Genomic DNA, 2,694 nt, shown 5'->3' with positions numbered 1-2,694 from the left:
CCTCTTAATGAGAACTGTTGAAGATGAGTCCTACTACTATATGTATAACGGTCATGCAGACGTAACAGCATTGATTAATGTAGCTACAGGAACTATCGATGCAACTTACTATTATGATGCATTTGGTAATATATTAGAGCAAACAGGAGATGTAAACAATAATATTAAGTATGCAGGCTATCAGTGGGATGAAGAAACAGAACTGTATTACTTAAATGCAAGAATGTATGATCCAAAGATAGCAAGGTTCTTGCAGGAGGACACATACAGAGGTGACCCAAATGATCCGCTGACATTAAACTTGTATGCGTATACTGCCAATAATCCTATTACATACTGGGATCCTACGGGACACTATTATACAAAGATTGATACTTTTATGGGTGAATATAAACGAAAGGTGTATGAATATGATTTAGAAACTGCCGAACTTGTATATAAAAACAGAAACATTGAGCTTCCATTAGAATTACTAGATAGAGTTGAATTAGATGATGGTTCAACTGTATATTCTATTAGACCTTACTTTTGGGCAAATCTTGATACAGTAATTGGCTCAGATATTGCATTTGACTACTTTGAAAAATATATTCTTGATGAATCAGATTATGTTAATTTTCCACCTACGTATACATTATTTTTAACGTGGGCAGAAGATTCATATGATGGTGATCTTGGAAGATTTGAAGATTTTGTAGTAGGAGGAGGAATGTCACTTTTTAATTCTTCATCTTATGCTACTTCACTTATTGCTTCAAGCTGTGGTGCTGGAATGGATCAAGTAAATTATTATTTCTTTGGCTATTCTACAAATTTAAAAGATGATCTTTGGAGAAAAACACGAGAAGGTAATGAAAATATAAACGAATGGGTAGAAAGTAAAGTTTACTCACAAAAATCATATGAATTGGGACATTCAACTGTCGATATATTACAAACGTTTTATGCCATACATAATATTGCTAAAGCGGGAGGTAATCTGCCTAATGCTATTAAAAATATAAGAAATATTAATACAAGAAACATTAATACAAGTTTGTACAATTTTACAGACCCATATACAGGTTTGCCTTTTTCAGAAATACCAATGGACTTTGGAAGAATGAATATTCCTGTTGTATCAAGAAATGCATTACAAATAAAATACTGGAATGCTATGAGGAATAATCAGGGAACGGGTAACACTTGGGGCAAATGGAGTGATTACGAAAAAGTAACAATCAATGGCAAAGAATATGCAAAAATTGGCGATAAATATTATACCCGCCACGCTGTAGACAGAATGCAGCCAAGTGGAATGAGGTACAATGCTAAAGGCTCTGCTGATGGTGGCAAAGTTGGTGCTTCTCGTATTTATGATGTTGAACAGATAGATTATGGACGTAGTATATCACCAAATTATGTAGACGATGTAATAAAAAGTGGTGAACTTATTGATACACCTATAGTAAATGGAGTTCAAAGGCAAATTTACCAATCAGGTTCAGTACAAGTTGTAACCGAAGGAGATATTGTAATAACAATTATAACAAAATAGCATCGGAGGTAATATATGGAGGAATTAAGATTAGCTTGCGAAAAATTTATTAACAAGGAATATACAGTAGAAGATTTGTCAAGAGTTTTTTCGTGGATAGCTGTTCCAGAGGAGTTACAAGATATAGTTTCAGAAGCAGAAAATAAGCTGGAGTATGTAAGATTTTGTGTTTCTGACAATGAACAATATGATGAGGGGCTAAAAATTGTGAAAAGTATACTTATAAAGATAAATTAAATTGTCGGTATGTTTGAAAAGTGGTAAATTTAGTCCGTAAGCGTCAAAAAGGTTCTTTCCAAAGTTATTGGAATTCAGGCGGTTAAGTAGGTGATAGAGGAGTTTTCTATCACCTGTAGACTTCAAAAATTCAATCGGACTAAAATATACTGTGCCTTGCAAAAATTCAATCGGGCTAAAATATACACTAATATTTAACAAACAGAACAAGTGCTACATACAATTTTATACTTTTTAAGAAATAATAACTTAATCAAAAAAACAAGCACCTTGGTAATTAAAACCAAGGTGCTTGTTTTTTTACAGCACAAAATAGGCTATTGAAAAAGCTGTAACGTTTTTAGGCAACTTTTTTGTAGCTGTGATAAAGTCCTCCAAGAATTGGCTTTGAAACCAATTTAGTATCTTCCACCTTAGTTTCTGGAGGCTTGTCTGATAAAATTGGAGTTTGGCAATTAAGTCCTTGATGTGTTCTGACAGGATGATAATAATCTTCTAAATACTTTTTGAGTAAATACTCTAAATGTTTCTGATTAAATGGAATAATATGATTTAATAACTCAGATCTCAATATGCCTACTGCTCTCTCGCAAATTCCATTTTGTCTAGGTGATTTTATCCCTGTCCTTTTAGCCTTGATATTTGCATTAGATAAAAAATCTCGAAACAACTTTGATGTAAAAATAGAATCATTGTCATGAATTAAATACTTTGGTGTTTCACCAAAAGGGGTTGCTTCTCTTATTTGTTGTGCTACCCATGCCGAGGATGGGTTAGTTGTAACTGCAAAATGTTCAATCTTCCTTCGGTCATGGCTAATTATAATAAAGACATACAACACTTTAAAATAAAGAGTTGGAACAGTAAAAAAATCCATAGCCCAAATTTCCTTCCTATGATTTTTAAGGAATGTTTTCCAA

The 2,694-nt window shown here is 33.0% G+C and carries 3 protein-coding genes; 2 read left to right on the top strand and 1 reads right to left on the bottom strand.

Features of this window, described 5'->3' with window-relative positions:
* Both RBH29_RS17385 and RBH29_RS17380 read left to right on the top strand, forming a co-directional pair.
* On the top strand, positions 1 to 1,537 hold a 1,537-nt coding region (locus RBH29_RS17385), incomplete at its 5' end, for an RHS repeat-associated core domain-containing protein (protein WP_306698274.1).
* A gap of 15 nt (positions 1,538 to 1,552) precedes the next feature.
* The gene (locus RBH29_RS17380) at positions 1,553 to 1,774 is read left to right on the top strand and encodes a hypothetical protein (RefSeq protein WP_306698273.1); all 222 of its coding nucleotides are present in this window, start codon (positions 1,553 to 1,555) and stop codon (positions 1,772 to 1,774) included.
* A 340-nt stretch (positions 1,775 to 2,114) separates the two neighbouring features.
* Here RBH29_RS17380 and RBH29_RS17375 read toward each other — a convergent pair.
* Positions 2,115 to 2,694 (bottom strand): integrase core domain-containing protein (locus RBH29_RS17375; RefSeq protein WP_306698272.1); only part of this gene is annotated, 580 nt, incomplete at its 5' end.

Origin of the sequence: Herbivorax alkaliphila (genome assembly GCF_030848475.1) — a bacterium.
Taxonomy (GTDB): Bacteria; Bacillota; Clostridia; order Acetivibrionales; family Acetivibrionaceae; genus Herbivorax.
This window is presented reverse-complemented; position numbering and strand designations above follow the sequence as displayed.